This is a genomic window from Arcicella lustrica, assembly GCF_034930985.1.
Lineage (GTDB): Bacteria > Bacteroidota > Bacteroidia > Cytophagales > Spirosomataceae > Arcicella > Arcicella lustrica.
In genome coordinates this window covers 81,806-102,729 of the sequence record NZ_JAYGIM010000004.1, presented here as the reverse complement: position 1 = coordinate 102,729, position 20,924 = coordinate 81,806, and the positions used below count along the sequence as shown (strand labels likewise).

Genomic DNA, 20,924 nt, shown 5'->3' with positions numbered 1-20,924 from the left:
CTTTATTCATCTTTCAAAAAGGCTTGTGCTTTATGCCAATTGCTTTTTAAATAACCATTACTTTACGCTACCAAAGGCTTAATTTATCATATCAATATGAATTCAATACAATTCTGGAAAAACTGGCAAAAAGCTTCTCGTCTGCTATATTTTTTCTCAATCAGTATTTTGTTGTTTACAGTGGTTGCATTTACTTTCTTTTATTTCAAAGGATTAGAAAATGTGGTGCATTGGAATATTTTGGCTGAATTAGGGGAAGTCCCTTTTGTGTTGGATTACTTTGATGTTGGGCAGGAAACACTTTCTTTTCCAAGTAAAACTTTCACAGTAACAGAACAATTCTTGGCTTCACCGATGGAAATAAACCTTATCGGGAATTATATTTTTCTATCACTCTTTGTCTTTGCCTTTGTTTTAATGCTCTCAGCACTTTCGTCGCTGGCTCGTTTTTGGTATTTGTTGTCGATGGGGCTTGTTATTTTACTCTTGGTTACTTTCAACCTTGAATTATTATATAATGCCAGTAACAGATACTTGACGATGGCTTTGATTATACTCTATGTAGGTCTTAGTTATTTCTTCCACGCTTTTCGTCCCGATATTAATATTTTCAAAAAGTTTTTGTCTTTCTTTTTAATAAGCATCTTACTCATTTTTGGGATTCTTTACAGCACAAAAGTGAACACGCCTTTTTTATTATTAGCGAGTTATAGAACTGCGGGAGCGATGATATTGAGTGTGGTTTTTATTTTTATGATTGCTTATGAAATCGTTCAAGGTTTTTTGGTACTGACAACCTCTTCAAAAAGTCCACAGGCATTAAAGAATTTCTTATTGATTTCTTTGATTTATTTAGCCAATGTATTGCTTGTTTTTTTACATAACAACAAAGTAATTGACTGGGAAATGATTTACATCAGCCCATTTGTCTTATTAATTACCTCTACATTTTTAGGCATTTGGGGTTTCAAAAAACGATTGGAGGGAAACAAGCAAATTGTCGACTTTGAAGATGCTGGTTCGTTTATTTATTTGGGATTAGCTATTGTTACCTTAGCCACTTGCGGGCAAGCCTTTGCCACTGGCAACGACCCCATGATAGAAGTATTAGAAGATGCAATTACTTACACGCATTTGGCGATGGGATTGGTGTTTTTAATCTATGTCTTAGTGAATTTCTTGCCGCTTTTCAAGCAAGGTTTTGAAGTACACAAAGTAGTTTTTAAACCCATAAACTTACCGATTTGGACAGCCAGAGTATTGTCAATTATTATCATTGCTGCTTTATTAGTGTTGAAAAATTTCTTTACATTTCAGCAAGCAAATGCTGCATATTATAATGCTTTGGGCGATTATTATGCTTTTGACAAACAATATAGAGTGGCAGAATCGGAGTACCAAATGGCTTTGGCTTACGAATATCGCAACCATAAAAGTAATTATGCTTTGGCTTCTTTGGCATTATGGCAAAACGATAATGAACGAGCAGCATTGTACTTCAAAAAAGCTTTGGCTAAAAATCCATCAGTCTTTGCTTATGAAGGATTGAGCCGTTCTTTTTATGATGGCGAGCATTTTTTTGATGCCATGTTTACCTTGAAAGAAGGCTTAGCCAAATTCCCGACAAGTGGAGAATTGCAGAATAATTTGGCTTACCTATTCAACAAATCGAATGTGGTAGATTCAACTGTTTTATATTATGAAATGGCAGTGAAAAATGCCCGAAAGCCAGAAGTACCCGCTAGTAATTTGTTAGCATTTTGGGCAATGAATGGAAAAGAACAAGCCATTCAGGAATTGTTGGAAAAGCCAGAAAACATCACATACAGTTCATACCAAGCTAATGTGCTTGCCCTGAAAAATGTATTGAAAAATAAAAAAGTAATCGCTTCAGAAGAAATCACACAATTAGATTTACCCAAAGATTCTGTACTAAGTAATATCGCTGATTTCGCAAGATTGTACAATCAAGCACTTTATCAGAAAGCAAAAGGAGAAATTCTGCCATTAAGAAGATTGTCGGAACTAGATGAAAATCAAGCAGATATTGAAGATTTACTTTTTGCAGATATTGTTCAAGAATATTATAAAGGAGATAAAATAATAACTTTTCAAACGCTACAAGCTTGGTCGCTAGGCGATTCTACCGATAAAAAAGGTAAGTATTATCAATTGTTATTGAATACTTTATTAAAGAAAGAAGCAACAGAAAAAGTAGATATTTCAAGCATCAAAAATATTGCTGTAGATGGCTTGAAACAACATCCTGTTAATGAAGAAGTACTGACGAAAGCCATTGAAATACTCAACCAACAAAAGCAAGGAGATAAAGCTTATGAAGCTAGTTTGAATGCCATTGCTTGGCGAAAAGATTCTCCAGGGCTATATCAATTATACATCCTTCAAGCTTTAAAAGTTGGGATGAAAGATTATGCTGTAGATGGAATGAAGATACTTCAAAAATTATCCCCAACCGACTATCAGCGTTTTCTACCAACCTATCAAGCTAAATTAGCTTCTATCGAAAAGGCAAGTGCTGGTTTTCAGTAAATTATTAAGTTTGTTTATTAAGAATAATTTTATGGACATGAGAGAGCAACTAACCTTCTCTAAAGATTTTTGGAGTTCCACTTACGAAGTCAAAGATGGCGCTCAAGTACTTGTTAAAACAGAAAAGAAATCTATTTGGTCTTATGACTCAAATGTAAGGATTGGAGATAAAGAATATTTTTTTGATGTAACAGGCTTACTCTCCGATACTGTGATTATCTACGAAGATAAAGACAAAGTAATAGGAAGAATTAATATCAATTTTTGGAATACAGAAGCCTATATTTTATTAGAAAACGAAGGAAAGTTTTTCTTCAAACAGATAGGTTTAATTGCTAATGAATGGGAACTACATAATGAAGAAGGTTTAATGATTCATTTTTCAAAAAGCTTGTTTACCAATGATGGAACAATAAAAATCTATCATGAGAATAACAAGTGTTTAGCCATCGGAATTTTTCTCATTTCAATATATCAACAAAAGAGTAATAATTCATAAATGATTTATCATTTTGAAGAAACACATAAAATATGAGCCTCTAAGCTCAACTGATCAAAACTTTATAGTTAAGGAAATAATATGAAAATCATCGAAACTAGCCACATCTCCAGACGTTACGTAATGGGTGAAGAAGTAATTCAAGCCTTAAAAGATGTAAGTATCGCAGTCAGCAAAGGTGAATATGTAGCTTTTATGGGACCATCGGGTTCTGGGAAGTCAACATTAATGAATATCATCGGCTGTTTGGATACTCCATCAACAGGGAGGTATATTCTGAACAATCAAGACGTAAGTGAAATGTCTGAAAATGAATTGGCAACGGTTCGTAACAAAGAAATTGGTTTTGTATTCCAAACCTTCAATTTATTACCACGTCAATCTTCTTTAGAGAATGTTGCTTTGCCGTTGATTTATGCAGGCTACAATAAAGCAGACCGAATAGAAAAAGCCATGTTGGCTTTAAAAGGAGTAGGTTTGGAAAATAGAGCTGGACATAAACCAAATGAGCTTTCAGGTGGTCAGCGTCAGCGTGTAGCAATTGCCAGAGCTTTAGTGAATGACCCTTCGATACTTTTAGCCGATGAACCTACAGGTAACTTAGATTCTAAGACTTCTTATGAAATCATGGATTTGTTCGACCAGCTTTATTCTAAAGGAAACACCATTGTAATGGTAACGCACGAAGATGATATTGCGCAATACGCCCATAGAATTGTAAGATTAAGAGATGGCTTGGTAGAATCAGATAAGGTAAATACCAATGTTAAAAAGGCAAAAGACTTAATGGCGGGTCTTCAAGGTCATTGAAATAAAATAATTTGAAAATAATTTACTTAGATAAGTCTCTGTTTATTAGTAGATTAAAAGTTTATTTGAATTAAGTATAAAATATTTTTCATTTTTAATTCAGTAAACGCTTGTAGAATAAAAAAACTATCGTACCTTTGCAGTCCAATCAAATGGAAACAACACCGCAGGATGGAGCAGTAGGTAGCTCGTTGGGCTCATAACCCAAAGGTCACAGGTTCGAGTCCTGTTCCTGCTACAGAGAGAAGACGAGTCATACGGCTCGTCTTTTTATTTTAAAATTTATACAAATCGTTTTGTCATCCCGTAGGGAACTCGTTAGCCACTCCCCAAAACTATCTTGATTCCTTCCTCTACTGATTTTTCAGTAATTTTGACAAATAAACGAGGATAATAATGGAAACAATTAATCATAAAGCAGGCTTTGTCAGTATTGTCGGAAAACCAAACGTTGGGAAATCTACTTTGATGAACGTTTTGGTAGGAGAACGCCTTTCAATTATTACTTCAAAGGCACAAACTACTCGCCACCGTATCATGGGTATCTTGAATGGTACGCATAAAGGAACTGATTTTCAATTGGTTTACTCTGATACACCCGGAATTATTCTTCCAAAATACGAGTTACATAAATCAATGATGACTTTCGTGCATAGTTCTTTAGAAGATGCAGATGTGATTTTGTTTGTAACGGATATTTTTGAAAAGTACGACGAAGACGATGTTATCAATAAATTAGCAAGGATTGACCATGTTCCTGTGTTGTTGTTAATCAATAAAATTGATTTAGCAACCGAAGAACAAGTACAAGAAAAAATTGCGCATTGGCGTGAACGTTTTCCAACACAAGCCATCATTCCAATTTCGGCTTTGAAAGAAGAAAACATTGGTCAGATTTTTGATTCTATTGTAGAGCAATTACCCCTACACCCACCGTATTTTGATAAAGAAGAATTAACTGATAAACCCGAACGCTTTTTTGCATCGGAAATTTTAAGAGAAAAAATCTTCTTGAATTATAAAAAAGAGATTCCTTATTCTTGCGAAGTAGTAATTGTTTCTTTCAAAGAAGAAGATAATCTTATCAGAATCTCGGCAGAAATTTATGTGGAAAGAGTAACACAAAGAGCGATTCTGATTGGTCATAAAGGAGAATCTATCAAAAAAGTAGGAACTCAGGCACGTGAAGCGATGGAGAAATTCTTTGGTAAAAAAGTGTTCTTAGAGCAATTTATCAAAGTAGAACCAGACTGGCGTTCAAAAGCACAGAAAGTAAAATCATTTGGTTATAGCCAAGACTAATTTGGCAGTCGGAAATCGGAAATCAGATTTCGGCTTTAAATTAGAATAAATAATCGTATTTACATCAACTGACAGCTCACTCAAAGCTAAATGCTGATAGCTGATAGCTGATAGCTGATAGCTGATAGCTGATAGCTGATAGCCATTCTACCCCTAATTTTTAACAGTATATTATAATCTTTAACGTTGAGGTGCTTGTTAAGCCAAGATTGAACGACTGACATTCAGGAAATTAATCATAAAAGGTACGCAGGGAACAGCTCAAAAAATTAAAAAATGTCAAACATTGTTGCAATTGTAGGTCGCCCAAACGTGGGTAAATCTACGCTTTTTAATCGCCTTATCGAACAGAAAAAGGCAATTATGGATAACGTTTCAGGCGTTACTCGTGACCGTCACTATGGATATGGTGAGTGGATTGGTAAATTTTTCACCATTATTGATACTGGTGGATATGTGCATGGTTCTGATGATACTTTTGAAGGGGCCATCCGTGAACAAGTAGAATTGGCTATTGAAGAAGCAGACGTTTGTTTGTTTGTTGTAGATTGTTCTACTGGAGTAACCGATTTAGATAAAGACTTTGCTAAAGTGCTTCGTCGTTCTAAAAAACCTGTTTATATTGTAGCTAACAAAGCTGATACTTATGAAAAAGGAATGGAAGCGGTTGAGTTCTATGAATTAGGAATGGGCGAACCTTTTCCAATTGCTGCTGAAAGTGGTTCAGGAACAGGAGATTTATTAGATGCAGTTGTTAGCCATTTCCCAGAAGAAGGTATTGAAAATCCAAATGCAGGTATTCCGAAAATTGCAATTTTAGGAAAACCAAATGTAGGAAAATCATCTTTCTTAAACGCCCTTTTAGGGAAAGAAAGAAGTATTGTTACAGATATTGCTGGAACTACTCGTGATGCAATTGATAATCACTATACTTTATTCGGAAAAGATTTTATCATTACCGATACCGCTGGAATTCGAAGAAAAGCAAAAATTGATGACAATATCGAATATTATTCGATTTTGCGTTCAATTAAAGCGATGGAAGAATGTGATGTTGCGGTGATTATTGTTGATGCCACTACAATCGACGTACAAACTGGCTTACAAGCACAAGATATGAACATCGTATCGATGGCTGATAAAGCAAAAAAAGGAATTGTGTTGATGATTAATAAATGGGATTTGGTTGAAAAAGATTCAATGACTGCGAAGCGTATTGAAGATGCGGTACGTCAGAGAATGGCACCAATCAATTATATGCCAATTATCTTTACTTCGGTAAAAGATAAACAACGTATTTTCCAAGCTGTAGAAAAAGTACTGGAAGTGTATGAAAACAAAACCAGAAAAATTCCTACTTCTAAATTAAATGATGTAATGTTGAAAGTGATTGAAAACTATCCTCCACCAGCTTGGAAAGGAAAGTATATCAAAATCAAATACATGACTCAATTACCAACAAAAGCACCTTCTTTTGTAATGTTCTGTAATTTACCACAGTATATTCGTGAGTCTTATGAACGTTATTTAGAAAACCAAATGCGTGAGCATTTTGATTTTAATGGTGTGCCAATTCAGATTTTCTTTAGAAAAAAATAATTATCAATGAATATGATTTCAGCAAATTGGTTACTTCTCGCAATCAACCCACAAGGTATGAGATAAGTAGCTATTTGATAAAATATATTATTAAAAAGACCTTTCTCAGCGATGCGAAAGGTCTTTTTTTTTACCTCAATTTTTAATAAGCCATGAAGGAAATAAGTAAAGCGAAGTATTTTGTTGGAGTAATTTTAGTGTTGACTGGCGCAGTTTTATTTGCCGGGAAAGCCGTTTTGGTAAAGTATAATTATATACATTATCATGTGGATACCGTTTCATTATTAGCTTTAAGAATGCTGTTTTCAGCGCCTTTTTACCTAATAATTTTATTTTTTCAACAGAAAAAAGAGGAACAAGTAAAGCTAACTGCTAGACAATGGTTTTGGATGTTTGCCATTGGTTTAGTGGGTTATTACTTAGCTTCGCTTTTTGACTTTTGGGGTTTAAATTATATTACAGCTAGTGTTGAGCGTCTAATCCTTTTTATCTATCCCACTATTGTGGTTGTAGTTTCTGCAATTTTCTTAAAAAAGCCTATTCATAAAATCCAATATGTGGCTTTAGTGATTACTTATTTGGGGGTGGCTCTAGCTTTTATACCAGATTTGAAGTTGGGTTTACAGAAAGATTTAGTAATTGGTAGTTTCTTGATTTTCTTAAGCGCTTTTACTTATGCTTTGTTTTTGGTAGGAAGTGGAGAAATGATTCAAAAGGTTGGAGCTTTGCGTTTTACATGTTATTCAATGTTGATTTCTACAGGCATGGTAATTATTCATTATTTAGCTTCAGTAGGGAAAGGGTTGTTGGCGTATGAAGCTGGAGCATATTGGCTGAGTCTTTCAATGGCAGTATTTTCAACGGTAATTCCTTCTTTTATGATTTCGGAAGGTATCAAGCGAATAGGTTCAGGTAATGCTTCAATTATCGGGAGCATCGGACCTGTCGCAACGATTATTATGGCGAATACTTTTCTTGAAGAACAAATATCAGCTTGGCAATTAACAGGTACATTCGTAGTACTGTTTGGAGTATTGATGATTTCTTGGAAAGGGAAGAAGTAATAGGAATTATGAGTTTTGAATTAGGAGTTATGAGTTTTTGCGGTTAAGACATATTTCATTTTAGCGAAGGATTAGCTTTTTCTTTTTAGGGTATAAATTTTAGTTTATACCCTGAAGCTTTTAGCGTTTAATTACTTTTCGAAAAATGAAGTATCTAATTTAGCAATACTTCCTTTTCCTCCAACTGCCCAAATACTATTTACAAAAATACTAATGGCATGAAAAGGAGAAGTGTCGATTACTTTCCATGACTTCCCAAAATCTTTTGAAAAACTTGTTCCAGATGGTCCAACGGCTATCAAGATTTTTTTCTTATAAATTGCCACTCCTTCTTTTAATCCAGCAGGGTTTGTTTGTGGAGCATCCAGCCAAGTTTTACCTCCATCGTTTGTTAGTAAAACATTGGGAATGGCTTTATTAATTTCTAAATAATCTCCCCCAACGGCAATACCATGAAGATTATCCCAAAATCTCAAACCAAATAATCCATTAGTTTTTCCTGCGGGCATTGAAGTATTGATTACTTCCCAGTTTTCACCTTGATTAATACTTTTAAATATTCTTGCATTTGAAGCACCGCCTGTACAGATATAAACATTATTCTTGCCAGAAACAATTAAACTTGTACCACTTGCCGCAAAGGCTGCTTCACCTTCTTGATTATTTGGAATATTTTCTGGATTGATAGGAGTCCATGTTTTTCCTCCATCTTTGGTTTTAATAATAAAAAAATGTCCATTAATTGGGTCGCTGAAAGCGATACCATTTTGTTTATCCCAGAAATCTATTCCGTCGAAAAATATACCTTTTTCAGAAGTTTGATAAACAATATTCCATGTATTGCCACCATCTTCAGTTCTATAAATTTTGGCATGTCCTAGTTCCGCTTCTCCTGCGCTCATCAAAATAGCAGTATTTTCATCAAAGGCATGAACATCCCTGAAATCTAATTTTTCTGCTTCTGGTACTTGTTTTACTAGCCAATTTTTTCCTCCATCTGTTGTTTTAATGAAAGTTCCTTTTGAGCCTCCAATCCAAACTACTTTTTCAGAAATGGCATGTATCGCTCTAAAACTAGCATCTGTAGCAACGTTTTGTTTTATCCATTGAGCATAAGTATTTTGATGCAATAATAAGATGAATAAGTAAGTAATATATTTTAGGGTTGTCATTGATGAAATGGTTTAAAAATGAAATACTAATGTACAAAATAGACATAAAAAAAAGCCTTCCCAAAATAATTTGAGAAGGCTTTTCTTTATTTTTTACAACTATCTATTTACGATAATACGTTTAGTTAAATCAAAATCTCCAGCTTTAAAGCGAAGCATGTATTCTCCCTCATTATTATTTCTTAAATCGACAATTACTTTTCCTTTAATCGTTGGTAAAGTACTAGCGTAGATTTGTCTTCCAAGAAGGTCATAAATCAGAATCTGAGGATTATCATAATCAGCTAATGTTTCGATGGTTAATAAACCATTACTTGGGTTTGGATAGATAGATAAACCTTTAAAAATAGCTTCTTCACTAAATGTAAATGCTTTAGAGAAATTAGAGAAACAAGCTAATTGCCCACCTGGTGCTGAAGCAATAGCAAATACTGTTTTAACTCTAGCACTATAATCGCCATATCTATTTGCTTTAATTACACCTTCTTTAAATGCTAATACTTCTGAACCATATTTCCATTCATATTCATTTCCAGTAGGGAAATTAACAGCTTTCAAAGTATATGTACCATCTTTTTCAATACTTGCTGCTGAAGCATCAGGGTTATTTCTAACAATGATGTTGATTGGTGCCGATTTCGCAGAAACACAACCTGTTGTAGTATTTTTAGCAGTTGCAGTATATTCTCTTGAAATATCAATGAAAGTTCCTTGACTATTAATAGAAGTAAGATTAAGTGTTTTACCTACTAAACCTGTACTCCAAGTTACTTCAAAATTACTAGTTGCTAATAAATTTACAGAGTTGATTTTGCTGTAATCTGCATTATCTCTCGAACAGAAAATCGTAAGTCCATCAGCTGCAATAGTTGGTGCATCTGGTACTGGTAAAGCAGTCGTTGTAACGATGTCAGACGAAGGAGACACACATCCACGAGGGTCAATTACTTTTACAAAGAATGTCCCAGTTGTTTTTACAGTAATTGATTTAGTAACATCAGCACTACTCCAAAGATACTTTGTTACTTCACCATTTGGTAGATCAGAAGAAGTAATGATTACACTTTGGTCAGCACAAAATGCAAGGCTACTGCTAGACGTAATTGTTGGTTTTGCAGGTAAAGCATAAACTGTAACTTTTACTAAATCAGAAGCTGGAGATTTACAGTTGTTTGCATCAATTACTGCTACTGTTAAATCTTGAGAAGTTTTAATCGTGATAGCTTGAGTAGCTTCGTTATTACTCCAAACATATTTAACATTAGGCGTTGAAGTCAAAGTAACTGCACCACCATCACAAAATGCTAAAACACCACTTGCTGTAATTACTGGTTTAGCAGGAAGAGCATTAACGATAACAGTTGTTGTATCAGATGATTTTGATACACACCCCTTTTCATCAGTAACTTTCAAGGCATATTTGCCAGAAGTTTTAATGTTGTCAATACTTCTAGTTGTAGCTCCTGTATTCCAAGTATAGCTAAATCCTGAAGTTGACGTAAGCATTACAACATCGCCATCACAAATAGTAGCATTCAGTTTTGAAGAACTAATAACTGGTTTTGCTGGTAATGCAAGCGCTGTTAAATTAACTGTATTAGAAATAGGAGATAAACATCCTAAAACGCTTTCAACACCAATGATTTGAATTGATGCAGTTTTGTTGAATGAATCGACGGTATTTGTAGTCCCTAGAGTATCTTGTTTCGCACCATTAATGAACCACTGGAATGACGTAGCAATAGCACTGCTTGTTGCTTTTAACGAAACAGTTTTATCTTCACAAAATTCTAAAGCACTTGCTGTGATTACAGGTTTAGTTGGAACCGGAACAGCTTTAAGTGAAACCGCTTCAGAAATTGGAGAGATACAATTTAGAACACCTTCAACAGCAATTACTTGAACCGAACCAGTTTGATAGAATTTATCAATATGACTGATTGTACCTAGATTATTATTTCTAACACCGTTTAAAAACCATTGATAATTTTTGATGATTGATGAACTATCCGTTTTAAGAGAAATACCTTTGTCTTCACAAAAATCTAAAGCACTTGCAGTAATAACAGGCTTCGCAGGAACTGGAATAGCTTGTACTGTAACAGGATTTGAAATTGGAGAAAGACACCCCAATCTAGCTTCTACAGAAACAACTTGAACTGAACCAGTTTTTTGGAATTTCTCAATATGGCTGATAGTTCCCATGTTAGGTTGCCTAACACCATTCAAATACCATTGATAGCTCTTAATAAATTGAAGACTGTCTGTTTTAAGAGTAATACCATTGTCTTCACAGAAAGTAGTAGCTGATGCAGTAATTACTGGCTTTGGTAAAGAATAAAACTCAGCAAAAACTACTCCACTTGCATAAGCAGGAGCTTGAGGACAGCTTGGAGAAACAACAGAAAGGTAATAATAACCTGACAAAGTAGCTTTTAAGGTAGGTGTTCCAAAACCTTCTGTATTGTGGTCTATAATATTAGGAGCCGAAGGAGTATTGTTTATTCCTAGTGTACGCTCCCAACGATATTCATAATTTGGATTAGTAATACTAGACTTTAACGTTATTTTCTCTCCATCACATGCAATACTTCTGTCAAGTGTGATAGTTGGAATTGTTGACGGAGCAGCTTGATATTGAACATTTACACTATTAGAAGGATCTCCAAAACCAAATCCATCATAACATTTAGCATAAACAGTAATGTTAGAAGTAATTTCTAAAAACTTAAGGTCACGACCTGGAGAGTCTAAGCCTAAATCGTTGTTGTTAGAATCATACCAATGTGTTTGACTAGAACCACATCCTGTTGCTCTCACAATAACTACACTAACAGGATCACCAATAGATTGATAACCACACCTATCAATACCAACGTATTCAACGACTGGCCGAGCAGGAATTACTGACTTCCCCGAAGTTTTTGTGGTACTTGTGTTCTCCTCTGAAGTTGAAGTAGAACCATTTGCCCAGACAACACCTAAAGACGCTATCACAAACAAAATGACTAAGAGTGTTCTTTGAGTAAGGTTGTTCATAATTAAAAATATTTTTTGGTAAAATTTTTAGGTTGAGATTTCAGAAAGTTTAAAGATTGATAGTGGCTTTGTACGAGGCAATTTACCTAATATATTCTAAATAAATGCTATGCCCTGTAAAGTATGAAGTAAAAATAAGACAGGACTGGCTTAAAACCATAAAAAAATCATTAAACTTTTTGATTTCGGGATTTTAAATTTTTCAGGAAATATTTTACAGTCTTATATGTCATAGATTTTCTAACTTGTTTTTGAAGAGTATTTTCTTTTATAAAGGCTGAAAATAACCCTAAAATGCCTTTAGCTCGTTATTTCGCTAGTTTTTCCAAATAAAAAATAAACATTTATTTACTTTAATTTATCAAAACATATACCTTTGTAATATTATTAATAATTTTATATTTTTTATAATAAATCAGTGATTGTTTTCACGATTTTCAATGAATATTCGCAAATTACCACCAGCAAGTCAAGCTTTTAAATATCCTTTACTGATTAAAAGTATCCTTGCTTATTCTACTATGTTAGAGCCTTATAACGAAATTGTTTATAAGGATACTTTGCGATACAATTATTTCGAACTAAACAGAAGAGTACGAAAACAAGCAAATATTTTTAAAAATTTGGGAATTGATGGTGGAAAAACAATTGCTGTAATCGACTACGATTCTCATCGTTACTTAGAATGTTTTTTTGGCATTCCGATGACAGGAAACGTTTTGCATACTATTAATTGGCGTCTTTCTCCTGCTCAGGTTTTATATACAATCAATCATGCTCAAGATGAAGTAATAATTTGCCATATTGACTTTTTGCCACTTTTGGCTTCAATATTTGATGAAATTACTACAGTGAAAAGTATTATTATTTGCGCTGATAATGGCGAGTTTGTTAATAATACTACTTTGCCAATTATTGGTGAATACGAGGCTCTTTTAGCAAAAGCTTCTGATGAATACGATTTTGAAGATTTTGATGAAGATGCAGTAGCGACCACTTTTTATACTACTGGAACCACTGGAAACCCTAAAGGCGTTTATTTTACCCATCGCCAATTGGTATTACATACTTTATCAATTAGTGTAACATTTAGTGCAATTGATGGCGCTTGTCGCTTCAATAATTCAGATGTTTATATGCCACTTACACCAATGTTTCATGTTCACGCATGGGGTTTTCCGTATGTGGCAACTATGTGTAATACCAAACAAGTTTACATAGGTAAGTTTGAGCCCGAAACCGTTTTAAAGTGTTTTGTGAAAGAAAAAGTCACGTTTTCACATTGTGTGCCAACAATTTTACAAATGTTTGTCAGCCATCCAGCTACACAACAAATTGATTTGTCTCGTTGGAAAGTTGTAATTGGTGGTTCTGCTTTACCAGAAGCACTAGCTAAAGCGGCTTTACAAAGAGGCGTTGATGTAATTACTGGATATGGAATGTCTGAAACTTGTCCGATTTTATCAACAGTTTATCTCAAGCCAGAAGATGTACAAAATACAGACATAGATTTTCAAGTAAAAGCTCGTACTCGTTCTGGAACTCCTGCAATTTTGGTTGATTTGCAATTACTTACAGAAGAGGGGAAAGTAGCAGAGAAAGATGGTGAAACAATTGGGGAGATTACCGCTAGAACACCTTGGTTGACTCAAGGTTACTTTAATGAACCTGAAAAGTCGGAAGAATTGTGGAAAGATGGCTGGTTGCATACTGGTGATGTTGCCACAATGAATCAAAGTAATTCTTTGAAGATTACTGATAGAATAAAAGATGTAATAAAGTCGGGCGGTGAATGGGTGAGTTCTATCGCTTTGGAGAACTTAATAGGTAAACATGAGGCTGTTCAAGAAGTAGCGGTTGTAGGAATTCCAGATATAAAATGGGGAGAACGTCCTCATGCAATGATTATATTAAAAGAAGGAAAAAGTTTAACGAAAGAAACACTCAAAGATTTCCTTCAAAAATATGTGGATGACCAAACAATTACTGCTTGGACAATCCCAAGTTCGGTTGATTTTGCTAAAGCGATTCCGAAAACATCAGTCGGAAAAATCGACAAAAAAGTAATAAGAGCTTCGTTGGCGAACTTAGAAGAGAAAAGTCTTTCATAATGATTTTTATATAAATGCTTGATTACTGAAACCTTGTTCGGATTCCGAGCAAGGTTTTTTGTTTGTATCTTCGCTTTTCCAATGGTTAGCTTAAATTTATACTTGAGTTGTCGAGAATTTTTTCAAGTATTTTGATTATTGTCAAGATATTCAAAACAGAATAACCAACAACGGAAAACTTGTACGAAAGTACTTAATCTCAATTAATTAAAAGACGATGCAAAATCCTTCCATAAAAAACCGATTATTTCCTGTTTTTCTTAAATTAGAAGAACTAAATGTTTTACTTGTTGGCGGTGGAAATGTTGGTTTAGAAAAACTTTCGGCAATGCTCAACAATAGTCCAGATGCCAAAGTAACCGTTGTTGGCACTTTTATAAGACCAGAATTAAGAGAATACGCCAAAGATTTTCCTCAAGTAATTTTAGAAGAAAGAAATTTCGAGAATAGTGATTTGAACGAAAGAGATTTGGTGATTTTAGCAACCGATAATCCTGACTTACATGCAAGTATTAAGCGAATAACAGCAGAACGCCATATCCTTTGTAATGTTGCGGATACACCAGCGCTTTGTGATTTTTACTTAGGCTCAATCGTGCAAAAAGGAGATTTGAAAATTGGAATTTCGACCAATGGAAAATCGCCAACGATGGCTAAAAGAATGCGTGAGTTTTTGGATGATATTATTCCAGATGATATTCAGAATCTATTAGAAAATTTGCGAGAAATTAGAAAATCAATCAAAGGTGATTTTCAGGAAAAAATCAGAGTTTTGAATGAAGTAACCGAAAGTATGATTAATAAAAAATAATCAAAGCCAATGAAAACGCTGAAAATTTTGAAAGCGAGTCAGATAAAAGCATTGGATGCTTTTACGATTCAAAAAGAAGGAATTTCTTCTGTTGATTTAATGGAAAGAGCTTCCGTTGCTTTTATGAATTGGTTTCTTCAAAAGTATTTTCACAATTCAAAATTGTCTGTCAATGTTTTTTGTGGTTTAGGAAATAATGGTGGAGATGGTTTGGCGATTGCCCGTTTATTGATTCAAAAAGGTTTTTCGGTTAATGTTTTTGTTGCTCAGTATGCTGAAAAAACAAGTACTGATTTTGAGATTAATCTTCGCAGGCTACAAGAATTAAAAAAGGTTTTTTTTATTAAAAATGAAGATGACTTTAAAGCTTTTCAACAAATCACAGCAAATGATATTATCATTGATGCCATTTTGGGTGCTGGTATAAATCGGGCTGTTGATGGACTTCTAAAAGCTTTGATTATTCAATTAAATGAATTGAGTGCTGAAAAAATATCGGTTGACATCGCTTCTGGTTTGTTTATGGATGAAGCAAATACAAAAGTAGATGTTATTTTTAAACCCAATTTTACCATTACTTTTCAGTTGCCAAAATTGGCTTTGATGCTTCCTCAAAATTATGAACATGTCGGTGAGTGGGAAGTTTTAGACATTGGTTTGAACCAAGAAATGATTTCAGAATTACCTTCTTATTATTTTTATACTCAAGACATTCAACCAATAGCTCGTCCTAAATTTTCTCATAAAGGTACTTTTGGACATACTTTATTGCTTGCTGGTTCAAAAGGAATGATGGGGGCAGCTATTTTATCAGCCAAAGCTTGTCTGCATTCGGGAGTGGGAAAACTTACTTGCCATGTTCCGAACATTGCATTTGAAATCATGCAAATTGCTGTTCCTGAAGCGATGACTTGGACAAGTTCTAACGATTTTGATTTTATTTCAACCAATTTTACGGAGAATGATTTAAGTATTTATCAGTCCATCGCAATCGGGCCGGGCATAGGTACACATCCAGATGTTTTTAAAATGTTGGAAAGCGTAATTTTGTCGGCTCAAGATAAAAAACTGGTAATTGATGCTGGTGCCTTAAATCTTTTAGCGACTGAGGAAGGGAAAGAATTATTGAATAAACTACCAAGAAATACAATTTTGACACCTCATCCAAAAGAGTTTCAAAAACTATTGGGAAAAACATGGAAAGACGATTATGAGAAACTGGCTTTACTTCAAACTTTCGCTCAAAAATATCAAATATTTATAGTGTTGAAAGGCTATCAATCCGCAGTTGCAACACCCGAAGGAGATATTTATTTTAATGCGACAGGCAATGCAGGAATGGCTACGGGTGGAAGTGGAGATGTATTAACTGGAATAATTGCTGCTTTACTGGCTCAAAATTATTCAGCGAAAGAAGCCACTATTTTAGGTGTCTTTAAACATGGAGAAGCAGGAGATTTAGCCGCTGAAACTCGTGGGCAAATGGCAATGATTGCCAGTGACATTATCGAAAATTTGAGATGGTAATTTATTGATTCAATTCATTTTTTGTAAGAATTCCTTTCTGAATAAGTAATTGCTCAAACGCTGGACTAAAATCGTGAATGGTATCAGTATCAGTCAAATAAGGAAGTAAATAATAAGGAATTCTTGAAGCCAAGAGTTCTTCACAAGTACTTTTTAAAACGCTATTGCTACTCCAAGCTTTGTTTTGAAAAATTGCGGGATAAGCTTTTCGCATTCCTAATAAATAATAGCCACCATCGTTTGCTGGACCAATTACTACTTCATGTGTATCAAGCGCATAAAATGATTTGGTAAGATGCCATAGACTAATGTCTGGACAGTCACTTCCAATAATACTTGCTTTTTTAATATTCTCTTTGCTTAATGTGTAGGTAAAAGCGTTGAGCATTCTTTCTCCTAAATCATTGCCAACTTGCAATTGCTTATCGTACAAAGTATTATCCCAAGCGTCATTGTAATCGATAAAATCAGAATAAAACAATACCTTTTTTCCAGTTAATTGATCAGTAATTGAACGAGTGATTTCAGTAAGCGTTTCATAAATTTTCAAAGCTTTTTCATCTCCTAAATCTTGAGCAATTCTAGTTTTTACTTTTCCTAATACTGCATTTTTAATAAAAATAATGAGTGCACTTTGTTGAGGCATTGTTTGTCGAGATGCGAGTGAATAAATTAATCGTTTCCTTAAATATAGAAGACGAAGAGTAATCTACCAAGAAAAGTTTTGAATGACTTTGAGAGAAAAATGTATTTTATCATAAAACAATAAAAGCAGACCCTAAGCCTGCCTTTATCATCAATCTTGTTGGAAATATTATTTCAGTACCTGATACACAATAAGTGCTGAAATATAAGCTAAGCCTGTCATGTAAAATAATTGGATGGCTGGGTATTTCCAAGATTTTGTTTCTCGATAAGTAATTGCCAGTGTACTCATACATTGCATGGCAAAAGCATAGAAAATCAATAATGAAAATCCTAATGCAGTATCATACATCGGTTTACCCGTTTCAGGGTTAATTTCTGCTCGCATTCTATTCATTACTGTCGAGTTTTCATCATCTACTTCTCCACCTAAACTATAAATAGTTGACATCGTACCCACAAATACTTCACGGGCAGCAAAAGAAGTAATCAAGGCAATTCCGATTTTCCAATCATAACCTAAAGGCTTAATGGCTGGTTCGATAACCTTTCCAAATACGCCAGCATAAGAGTTCTCTAATTTCTGAGAAGCAATCTTGTTGTCTAATTCAATGCCAGAAAGTGTTGGGTTTTCTGCTTTTACTTTAATTTCTGCTTGTTCTATGGCATCTCCAGGTCCATAACTTGCTAAAACCCACAATACAATTGAAATGGCTACAATAATTTTACCTGCTTCAAATACGAATGCTTTAGTAGAATTTAATATCGTGATAGCAACGTGCGAAAATCTCGGTCCTTTATAAGAAGGTAATTCCATGATGAAATAACTTCTTTCTTGCACTTTTAGCAATAACTTCATAATCCAAGCGGAGAATAAAGCCATGAAAAAACCTAATAAATAAAGTGCAAAAAGTGCTACTCCTTGTAAATTGAAAATGCCAAATAATGAGCTTTTTTCAGGAACAACCAAAGCAATCAACACCGTATAAATTGGCAAACGTGCTGAACAAGACATCAAAGGCGTTACCATGATTGTAATCAATCGGTCTTTCCACGAACTAATACTTCTGGTACTCATGATGGCTGGTACGGCACAAGCGATACCAGAAATTAAAGGCACGACAGATTTTCCACTCAAACCAAATCGGCGCATTAGTTTATCCATGATAAACATTACTCTCGACATATAACCTGTTTCTTCTAACATGGAAATAAACAAGAATAAAAAGGCAATTTGTGGAATAAAAATCAACACACCGCCAATACCCGAAATCAACCCATCGGTTAATAAATCGGTAAGTTTTGAATTAGGAAGTTCAGTTTTGAGGAATTCGTTTAATGAGGCTACACCACCGTCAATCAAATCCATTGGATAAGTTGCCCAAGTAAAAATTGCTTGGAAAACAATGAACAAAATGCCCAAGAAAATAAAATAACCCCAGAAACGATGTAAGAAAATTTTATCAAGTCGGTCGGTCCAAGTATTGATAGGTTCTTCTTCAACAGGCATTTCGTGTAAACAGTTATCCACAATTTCATTCAATTGTGCATACCTTGCCATCGTTTCTTTTGATTGCGCTTCTTGCGTTTTCCAACCGTACTTTTCTTGAAGTGCATCAAAACCTATTCTTTGTTGCGTATTGAATTGTCTTAAATTATCATGTTCCGAAAGCCAAAGTAAAGCATGGTAATCATCGGTATCGCCATATTTTTCTTTGATTTCTTCTACCAATTCTTTTGAATAAGACATTGGTAGCGAATCATTTGAATTATAGCCAGATTCTAAGGTTTTATTGACTGCCAAACGCAAACCGTTTAATCCGATTCCTTTTTTAGCATTGATTTCAGCAATTTCAACATTCAATTCACGAGATAATTTCACAGAATTAATCACAATTCCTTGCGATTCTGCTACGTCAATCATGTTTAGTGCTAAAACTGTTGGAATTCCTAAATCACGTACTTGGCTGAAAAGTAGCAAATTACGTTTAAGGTTTGAAGCATCAGCAACAACAATGGCTAAATCTGGATAATCGGGATGTTTTGGATTGGCTAGAATGTTGATAACTACTTGTTCATCCATTGATTTTGGATAAATACTGTAGATGCCGGGTAAATCCAGAATTTCGGCTTCATCCCCAGTTTCTAATTTCCACTTACCAATTAGTTTGTCCATCGTTACTCCAGGGAAATTTCCAGTTTTCTGACGAAGTCCTGTTAGTGAGTTAAATAACGATGATTTCCCAGCGTTTGGATTCCCGATGAGAGCTATTTTTGGAGATTTTTTCAATTTATTAAATTAATTAACGGCAATTTCTTGAGAGCATCCTTTGTTTAAAGAAGCTTTAAAATGAAGTAATTGAATAACATCAAATGTTATTTTCACTTTTTTGATAAGTTGTTTTCATCACGAAAATACAAATATCATCAAATTGTATAATTACTTTTAGGCAACTACAATCGTTGAGGCTTCATTTAACCTCATTGAAAGTACATAACCCGAAACTTTTACTGCGATAGGGTCGCCGAATGGGGCGATGTGTGTCATAGTGACTTGAGTACCGGGTAGGCAACCCATTTCAAGTAATTTCAACGATAAACCTTGGTCTGTGAAATTTACGATAACTCCTCGTTCTCCTATTTTTAAATCTGCAATGGTTTTCATGGGCTTTGTTTTCATCAGTAAAAACTGAATAAATACTCAAATACTATAATCGGAATCGAACAGCTAATTAGATCTAAAGAAAAATGATTTATTTAGACTTATTCTAAAACAAATGCAAATTAACAAAGAGTTCCTTCATTAGAAACAATTAATGACTAAAATCATTTTGGAATGTCAAAATATTATTTTGTTTCATGACCAAGCGTTTTGTTTGTGTCGTAACTTTGCAAAAAAATACAGAAAGTAGGCATTTGCCTATTCCCGAGAATGTTTAAAGAGATTAAGGCTTTAATAGAAAAAGAAATTACGCTTGAACTGAGACAGAAATATGCCTTAAACGGCATGTTACTCTATATTGTTAGTACAGTGTATGTTTGTTATTTATCTTTTCGAATGAAAGCCAATCAGATTGATAAAATTACGTGGAATACGCTCTTTTGGATTATTTTATTATTCACTGCGATGAATGCCATTGCTAAAAGTTTTACACAAGAGCGTTACGGAAGGCTTTTGTATTATTATACTTTGGCGAGTCCTGTCGGAATTATTCTTTCAAAAATTGTTTATAATACACTTTTGATGTTAGTGCTGGCTTTGGCAGGTTTTGGTGTGTATGCTGTAGTGATGGGAAATCCAGTTGGAGATATGCCTTTGTATTTGGCAAGTATTGTGTTGGGGGCAGTTGGTTTTGCAAGTACGCTTACAATGATTGCTGGAATTGCTTCAAAAGCTGAAAATAGTGCTACTTTGATGGCAATCCTTAGCTTTCCAGTTATTCTACCAATGCTTTTGATGTTATTGAAGATTTCTAAAAATGCTTTGGATGGACTCGATAGAGCCAGTAGCTTGGACGAAGTATTCATGCTTTTAGCAATAGATGCTATTGTCCTTGTTTTGAGTGTGATTCTTTTTCCTTTTTTGTGGAGAAGTTAGTTTTGGGGATTTTAGAGACAAGAAGCAAGAGGCAAGACGCAAGATTCAAGACTTTAGGATTTTGAGACAATAAGTAAGACTTTAAATTTGAGTTTGTTGGCTTGAATAGTAAAATGGAAATGATATAAGTTGAGGTTGATAAATAGATTCTGGAAATTATCAATCAATAGCTTACAAAAAATAATAACAAGAGAGTG

15 protein-coding genes and 1 tRNA gene are annotated in these 20,924 nt (G+C 34.3%); 11 read left to right on the top strand and 5 right to left on the bottom strand.

The window, feature by feature from the left end; genetic code table 11:
• Positions 1–96: 96 nt before the first annotated feature.
• From VB798_RS05870 to VB798_RS05840, 7 genes are all read left to right on the top strand, one after another.
• Entirely contained in the window at positions 97–2,550 is a 2,454-nt protein-coding gene (locus VB798_RS05870) for a tetratricopeptide repeat protein (RefSeq protein ID WP_323256945.1), read from the top strand.
• Between the two features lie 37 nt (positions 2,551–2,587).
• Positions 2,588–3,049, top strand: coding sequence for a hypothetical protein (locus VB798_RS05865; RefSeq protein ID WP_323256943.1), 462 nt, complete (start codon positions 2,588–2,590; stop codon positions 3,047–3,049).
• Between the two features lie 81 nt (positions 3,050–3,130).
• Positions 3,131–3,859: an ABC transporter ATP-binding protein gene (locus VB798_RS05860; protein ID WP_323256941.1), complete on the top strand. Its 729-nt coding sequence runs from the start codon at positions 3,131–3,133 to the stop codon at positions 3,857–3,859.
• Positions 3,860–4,024: 165 nt separating this feature from the next.
• Positions 4,025–4,097, top strand: a tRNA-Met gene (locus tag VB798_RS05855).
• A gap of 158 nt (positions 4,098–4,255) precedes the next feature.
• A complete protein-coding gene (gene era, locus VB798_RS05850; RefSeq protein ID WP_323256939.1) occupies positions 4,256–5,161 on the top strand; it encodes a GTPase Era in 906 nt (301 codons plus the stop codon).
• A 276-nt stretch (positions 5,162–5,437) separates the two neighbouring features.
• Positions 5,438–6,760, top strand: coding sequence for a ribosome biogenesis GTPase Der (gene der / locus VB798_RS05845; protein WP_323256937.1), 1,323 nt, complete (start codon positions 5,438–5,440; stop codon positions 6,758–6,760).
• Positions 6,761–6,912: 152 nt separating this feature from the next.
• On the top strand, positions 6,913–7,824 hold the full coding sequence (locus VB798_RS05840) for a DMT family transporter (RefSeq protein WP_323256935.1): 912 nt from the start codon (positions 6,913–6,915) through the stop codon (positions 7,822–7,824).
• Between the two features lie 131 nt (positions 7,825–7,955).
• On the opposite strand, the gene VB798_RS05835 is transcribed toward VB798_RS05840, so the two are convergent.
• Entirely contained in the window at positions 7,956–8,996 is a 1,041-nt protein-coding gene (locus tag VB798_RS05835) for a WD40/YVTN/BNR-like repeat-containing protein (RefSeq protein ID WP_323256933.1), read from the bottom strand.
• Positions 8,997–9,095: 99 nt separating this feature from the next.
• On the bottom strand, positions 9,096–12,035 hold the full coding sequence (locus VB798_RS05830) for a T9SS type A sorting domain-containing protein (RefSeq protein ID WP_323256931.1): 2,940 nt from the start codon (positions 12,033–12,035) through the stop codon (positions 9,096–9,098).
• A gap of 440 nt (positions 12,036–12,475) precedes the next feature.
• On the opposite strand from VB798_RS05830, the gene VB798_RS05825 reads away from it, so the two are divergent.
• The 3 genes from VB798_RS05825 (at position 12,476) to VB798_RS05815 (ending at position 16,484) form a co-directional block, all read left to right on the top strand.
• The gene (locus VB798_RS05825) at positions 12,476–14,146 is read left to right on the top strand and encodes a fatty acid--CoA ligase (RefSeq protein WP_323256929.1); all 1,671 of its coding nucleotides are present in this window, start codon (positions 12,476–12,478) and stop codon (positions 14,144–14,146) included.
• Positions 14,147–14,363: 217 nt separating this feature from the next.
• Positions 14,364–14,957, top strand: a complete 594-nt coding sequence (locus tag VB798_RS05820) for a precorrin-2 dehydrogenase/sirohydrochlorin ferrochelatase family protein (RefSeq protein WP_323256927.1) — start codon at positions 14,364–14,366, stop codon at positions 14,955–14,957.
• 9 nt (positions 14,958–14,966) lie between these two features.
• Positions 14,967–16,484, top strand: a complete 1,518-nt coding sequence (locus VB798_RS05815; RefSeq protein WP_323256925.1) for an NAD(P)H-hydrate dehydratase — start codon at positions 14,967–14,969, stop codon at positions 16,482–16,484.
• Between the two features lies 1 nt (position 16,485).
• On the opposite strand, the gene VB798_RS05810 is transcribed toward VB798_RS05815, so the two are convergent.
• The 3 genes from VB798_RS05810 to VB798_RS05800 all read right to left on the bottom strand — a co-directional run bounded on the left by VB798_RS05810 (position 16,486) and on the right by VB798_RS05800 (position 19,794).
• Positions 16,486–17,130 carry a TIGR04282 family arsenosugar biosynthesis glycosyltransferase gene (locus tag VB798_RS05810; RefSeq protein WP_323256923.1) on the bottom strand — a complete coding sequence of 215 codons (645 nt, stop codon included), beginning with the start codon at positions 17,128–17,130 and terminating at the stop codon, positions 16,486–16,488.
• Between the two features lie 168 nt (positions 17,131–17,298).
• A complete protein-coding gene (gene feoB, locus VB798_RS05805; RefSeq protein WP_323256921.1) occupies positions 17,299–19,419 on the bottom strand; it encodes a ferrous iron transport protein B in 2,121 nt (706 codons plus the stop codon).
• Between the two features lie 156 nt (positions 19,420–19,575).
• Complete coding sequence (locus VB798_RS05800; RefSeq protein ID WP_184134924.1) at positions 19,576–19,794, bottom strand: FeoA family protein; 219 nt, start codon at positions 19,792–19,794, stop codon at positions 19,576–19,578.
• Between the two features lie 267 nt (positions 19,795–20,061).
• Between VB798_RS05800 and VB798_RS05795 the strand changes: the two genes are divergently transcribed.
• A complete protein-coding gene (locus VB798_RS05795; RefSeq protein WP_184134922.1) occupies positions 20,062–20,727 on the top strand; it encodes a heme exporter protein CcmB in 666 nt (221 codons plus the stop codon).
• Positions 20,728–20,924: the final 197 nt, after the last annotated feature.